The following is a 5031-nucleotide window of genomic DNA, read 5'->3' as shown; positions in this document are numbered from 1 at the left end:
AGCCCGTCGAGCGCGGCGAACTGGGCCAGCGGGCCGAGCGGCGCGGGGCGCGAGTGGGCGCGGCGGGCGCGGTGGAAGAGCGGCGCGGGGTCCGCACCGTCGACCGCGGCGGCGAGGCGGGCGCGGACGGCGTCCAGCACTCCGTCGGGACTGTCGGGACCGTCGATCCCGAGCGGCAGGGTGCCGCGCATCTCCGGGTCCTCGCGCAGTGCCGCGAGCGCGGCCTCGGCGAGCTGTTCGGCCAGCGCGTACCGCGTCCAGGTGTGGACGCCCAGGGTCAGATGGACGCAGACCTCGCCCTGGGCCCGCGCGGAGTGCAGCCAGCCGCGCGGCAGGTAGAGCACGTCGCCGGGTTCCAGGACGGCGTCGACGGCCGGCGCGCCGCGGGCCGCCTCGGCGACGGCGGAGCGGTGGTCGGTCCAGGGCTGGTCGCGCAGGGGGTCGGGGAGCACCGGCTCGTGGACGATCCACCGCTTGGCGCCCTCGATCTGGAGGACGAACACGTCGTGCACGTCGTAGTGGGCGTCGAAGCCACGGTTCTGCGGTGGCGTGACGTAGGCGTTGGCCTGGACGGGGTGGCCCAGCTCGGTGCCGAGGGCCGCGGTCAGGTCCGCGACCGGCTCCCAGGTCCGCTGCAGGGCCTGGAGCACGAGCGTGGCGCCGTCGGCGAACGCGCGCCACAGGGCCGTGTCGTCGAGCTGGTCGCCGATCGTGGCGCCGACGCCGGCCGGCGCCGTGTACGACGACTCGGGGAGGGTCGCTCCGTCCTTCGCCACGCGCAGGAACGGGGTGCGCAGACCGCGCCGTGCGATCAGTTCGTCGACGGCGCCGGCCGAGAACAGGTCGGCGAAGTCACTCGCCCCACGCGTCAGGAGCGCGGTGCGGGACCAGACCTCACGGGCGAAGTCCGCCCTGGTGAGGCGGGTGAGACGGGTCTCCAGAACACCGGGCGGGCCGGCGGCCGGCCCGTCACCGGGTGGGGCGGGCGGCTCCGCGTGCGGTCGGGCATCCGTACGGCCGGTGCCCGTGCGGGCACCGGCCGGATCCTCCCGAGCCGCTGCGACGGCGCCCGTGAAGGGGTGCGGGGCCGCCGCGCTCAAGAGCCGCTTCCGGAGCCACCGGCCCCGCCGTCCGCGCCTCCGTCGGCACCTCCGTCCGCGCCGCCGTCAGCACCACCGTCCGCTCCGCCATCGGCGCCGCCGTCCTGCACACCCGGGGTCCCGGACGCACCGCCGTCGGCCGGACCCTCGGCACCGCCGTCAGCACCACCGTCATGAACACCCGGAGTCCCCGACGCACCGCCGTCGGCCGGACCCTCCGCCCCGCCGTCCGCACCACCGTCATGAACACCCGGAGTCCCCGACGCACCGCCATCGGCCGGACCCTCGGCACCGCCGTCCGCACCACCGTCATGAACACCCGGAGTCCCGGACGCACCGCCGTCCGCCGGGCCCTCCGCGCCTCCGTCCGCGCCGCCGTCATGGACGCCGGGGACGCCTGCCGCGCCGCCGTCCGCCGGGCCTTCCTGCTGATTCGGGTCCTGCTCGGGAGTCGTCATCGTTCCTCCAGGGAAATCAAACGGGCAGAGACAGAGCCGGATCGTCCGTCCCGCGCGTCCCACCGGGCACGCGCTCCCCCGAATCACCGTAACCCTTGCGCCCGCACCTCTCGATTCGAGCGGTGCGGCGCCCCCGGAGGCCCCTGGCACGCCACCGGACCCGCACCGCCGTCGCCTTCCGTTCCCGCCCTCAGGTGGGGGTGTGTCCCCGCAGATACGCCCGGACCGCTTCGGGCACTCCGGCCAGCTCCGCCTCCTCGAACGGCACCCAGCCGATCTCGCCGCGCGGCACCGTCCCCTCACCCGACGGGGACTCGCTCAGGAGCTGGCACAACACGGCGGGCAGCGCGGTGTCCTCGTCCTCCAGGGTCTGCGCTCCGTCGACCAGGTAGCCGGTCAGCTCGTACACGGCGCGGGCCGCGGTGGCACCGGCCGTCTCGCCGGGTGCGGGCGTGCCGCAGGGCAGGGTCCGTGCGTCCGGCCGCCCCACCATCAGCAACTGCCCGTCGTAGGCCACCACGGCGCCCACCGCGCCGTCGGCGGACTGCTCCACTGTCACAGCCGTTCCTCCCCGCTCCCGCCCGCCCGGCGGGCGTCGAGCATCAGCTACCCCGCCCCCGGTCCGGGACACCCCCGCGACGCGCCCAATAGGCTCTGCGCATGCTGCGCAAGGACCTCACGGCGGACGACGGTACGTGGACGGGGCTGTCCCTGGACGCGACGCCGCGGGCCGGCGCGAGGGGGGCGGACGGGACCTGCGGCGTCCGGGGCTGTGCCTGTACGCCGCCGAACACCGGCTGTTGCTGCGCCGGGGCTCCGAGACGCTGCTGCTCGCCTTCGTCGACCCGCATCGCGAGGGGGTCGACCTCTGGCGGACCGATGCGTTCCGCTCATGTGTGCCGCCCCTGCGCGCCGACCGGGCCCGGGCCCTGGGCGGCGACCCGCGGCGCTGGGCGCACCGCTTCGCGCAGGATCTCCTCGACTCGCCGGACAGCCCGCTGCACGAGGGGCGCTGGCTGCTGTCGGCCGAGCACCGGCTCCGGCTCGGACAGGCGCCGGACCACGGCCACTTCGCCGCGTCCTCCGCATCCTCCACGGTGCGCCCCTGCTGGGAGGCGATGATCGTCGAGGGCCATCCGGACGGCTACCTCGACTGGTTCCTGCACAACGGATCGTGGGAGGTGCTGCCGCTGCGGCCACTGCCGGGCCCCGACGACGGCCGGGTCAAGGCGTACCGCAAACAGGCACGGGACGGATCGCTCCCGCCGGTCCTCCTGTGGTGGGTCAGCGGTCTGGACTGCCATCTCGTGCTGGACGGCCACGCCCGGCTCGCCGCCGCCGCCGCGGAATCCGTCGCACCGCCGCTGCTGACCCTGCACCGCACACTGCCGGGCGACGATCTGGCCGCACGGGTCGACGACGCGGCGCGTTCCTACACCGCCGAACTGGACCGGTTCGCCGCCCTCCGCGCCCGCCACGGGCCCACCGTCCCGGACGGCGCCGCCGTCGCCGGTCCGCGGCTCGCACGCGTCCTGGACGACCTGGACCGCCGTGAGCAATTCACGTGGGCGTGGCCGCTGCCGGGCGGGGCCGCGGAGTGGGACCGGATCGCGGCGTGCGTGAGCGCGGAGGACTGGCCGGCCGGCCGCCGCGGCTGACGGCGCCCCGGCCGAAGTCCCCCGCGCTCACCGCACGTTCACGACGCGATCAGTCGAACACGAACGGGCCGGGCGTCTGCGCGGACGTCGCGGTGCAGGTGGCCGTGACGCCGAAGACCACGACCGTCAGGGACGCCGCCTCGAGGCTGTCGCCCGGGGCCACGGTCCCGTCGAGCGGGCCGGTGGAGACCGCGCTGCCGGCCGGGATCGCCGGGTTGGAGTCGCCGGTGAAGCTGACCTCGCCCGCACCGTTGTTGGTCAGGGTGAGGGTGGAGCTGACCGAGCCCGCGCCGACGTCGATCGGCGCGGTGATCGCCGAGGTGGACACCTCGATGGTGGCGGCGGTGCCGTTCTGGGCGGCGGTCAGGGTCGCGCTGCCGGCGCCCCAGGTGCCGCAGTCGAAGGAGATGGTGGCCGACTGGGGTTCGACCGCGCCGGCCGCGGGGGCGAGCGCCAGGACGCCGACGGCGGCGAGTCCGGTGCCGAGCGCGGTGCACAGGCCGGCGCGGCGGCCGGCCGAGGTCGAGCGGAGGGAGCGGGTACTGAGTCTCATGGGGGTGCCCTGTGCCCTTCGTGTGGGGGGAAGTGGCGTGCCGCACGCCTCCTGACGTGTCGTCAGAGGCGGGGCGGCCCCATTGAGGCACGGCCCCCTGGAGACAACAAGGCACACCGATGCCCCAGTTGGCGGGCAAGGGTCAAATCGCGCCGCGGTCAGAACGGCCGGACGGCGCGCCCGTCGACGGGAATGCGCGCCCGGGCGACAAACCGGCCGCCGCGCGCGGGCGGTACTGCTCACCGGGGAGAGAAGAACCGGCCGGTCGCCCGGGCGGTGACGGCGCGGCAGAGCGGCCCGTTGTCACCCTCCGTCGCCCGGCTCGAGGGCCGGTGCGTTCACCCCGAGATGGGAGCGGCACTGCGGATGCGGGGCCTCGGCGATGCGCGGCCGCACGGCCTTGGGCCGGACGAACAGCGCGGCGAGCGCGGCGCCGAGGACGAACAGCGCGGCGCAGCCGTACGCGGCCCGGTGGAACGAGGCGTTCACGGACTCGGGCCGTGTGTAGGCCTCGCCGGACAGTCCGACGGCGAGCGGCAGCGCGGCCACGACGAGCAGTTGCGCGACGCGGGCCGCCGTGTTGTTGACCCCGCTGGCCAGTCCCGCGTGCCGGGGCTCCACGGACGCGAGCACCGTCGCCGTCAGGGGGGCCACGAAGCCGGCCATGCCGAGGCCGAGCACGCCGACCGCGGGCAGCACCTCCCCCGCGTACGAGGAGTCGGGCCCGATGCGGAGCATGAGCAGGACGCCGGCCGCGGCGACGAGCGGCCCGGCCACCAGCGGCAGGGTGGGGCCGACGCGGCGGGCGAGGTCGCCGGAGCGCGCCGAGAGCAGCAGCATCAGGACGGTGATCGGCAGCGTCGCCACTCCGGCCTGCAGGGCGTCGTACCCGAGCGCGGTCTGGAGCTGGACGGGCAACAGGAACAGGATGCCGCCGATGCCCGCGTACAGGCACAGCGTCATGCCGTTCGCCGCGCTGAAGAGCCGGGAGCGGAAGAGGTGCGGGGGCAGCATGGGCGCGGACCGGTGCCGCTCCACGAGCACGAAGGCGACCCCGGCGCCGACGCCCGCCGCGGCCGCGATCGCGGTGCCGCCCGCGGGCACACCGCCGGACGCCCCGATGAGTGCGTAGCTGACCCCGGCGAGGCAGAGCGCGGCGAGGACGGCACCGAGCCGGTCGAAGGGGGTGTCCGCCGCGTCCGGGTCTCGGCTCTCGGGCACGTACCGCAGGGCGACGGCGAGGACCACCGCGGCGAGCGGCA

General features: G+C 75.9%; 5 protein-coding genes. 1 reads left to right on the top strand and 4 read right to left on the bottom strand.

Translation table 11 applies throughout. From position 1 onward, the window contains the following. Both GTW43_RS18510 and GTW43_RS18500 read right to left on the bottom strand, forming a co-directional pair. Positions 1-941, bottom strand: a 941-nt coding sequence (locus tag GTW43_RS18510) for a cupin domain-containing protein (protein ID WP_161303126.1), incomplete at its 3' end; no start/stop codon positions are given. Positions 942-1748: 807 nt separating this feature from the next. After that, entirely contained in the window at positions 1749-2117 is a 369-nt protein-coding gene (locus tag GTW43_RS18500; RefSeq protein WP_161303123.1) for an NUDIX domain-containing protein, read from the bottom strand. Positions 2118-2253: 136 nt separating this feature from the next. Between GTW43_RS18500 and GTW43_RS18495 the strand changes: the two genes are divergently transcribed. Beyond that, entirely contained in the window at positions 2254-3216 is a 963-nt protein-coding gene (locus GTW43_RS18495) for a hypothetical protein (protein ID WP_237536679.1), read from the top strand. Between the two features lie 49 nt (positions 3217-3265). Here GTW43_RS18495 and GTW43_RS18490 read toward each other — a convergent pair whose 3' ends face one another. Beyond that, entirely contained in the window at positions 3266-3769 is a 504-nt protein-coding gene (locus GTW43_RS18490) for a hypothetical protein (protein WP_202501623.1), read from the bottom strand. A gap of 303 nt (positions 3770-4072) precedes the next feature. Continuing rightward, positions 4073-5031: MFS transporter (locus GTW43_RS18485; protein ID WP_161303122.1), on the bottom strand; the 959-nt coding region annotated here is incomplete at its 5' end.

The sequence above is a fragment of the Streptomyces sp. SID5785 genome, assembly GCF_009870065.1.
Lineage (GTDB): Bacteria > Actinomycetota > Actinomycetes > Streptomycetales > Streptomycetaceae > Streptomyces.
Note: the sequence above shows the minus strand (reverse complement) of the source record. Positions and strands in the feature narration are given on the sequence as shown.

Coding starts and splice junctions, on each gene's coding strand:
- GTW43_RS18490 (WP_202501623.1), bottom strand. CDS start 3,769: ATGAGACTCAGTACCCGCTCCCTCCGCTCGACCTCGGCCGGCCGCCGC.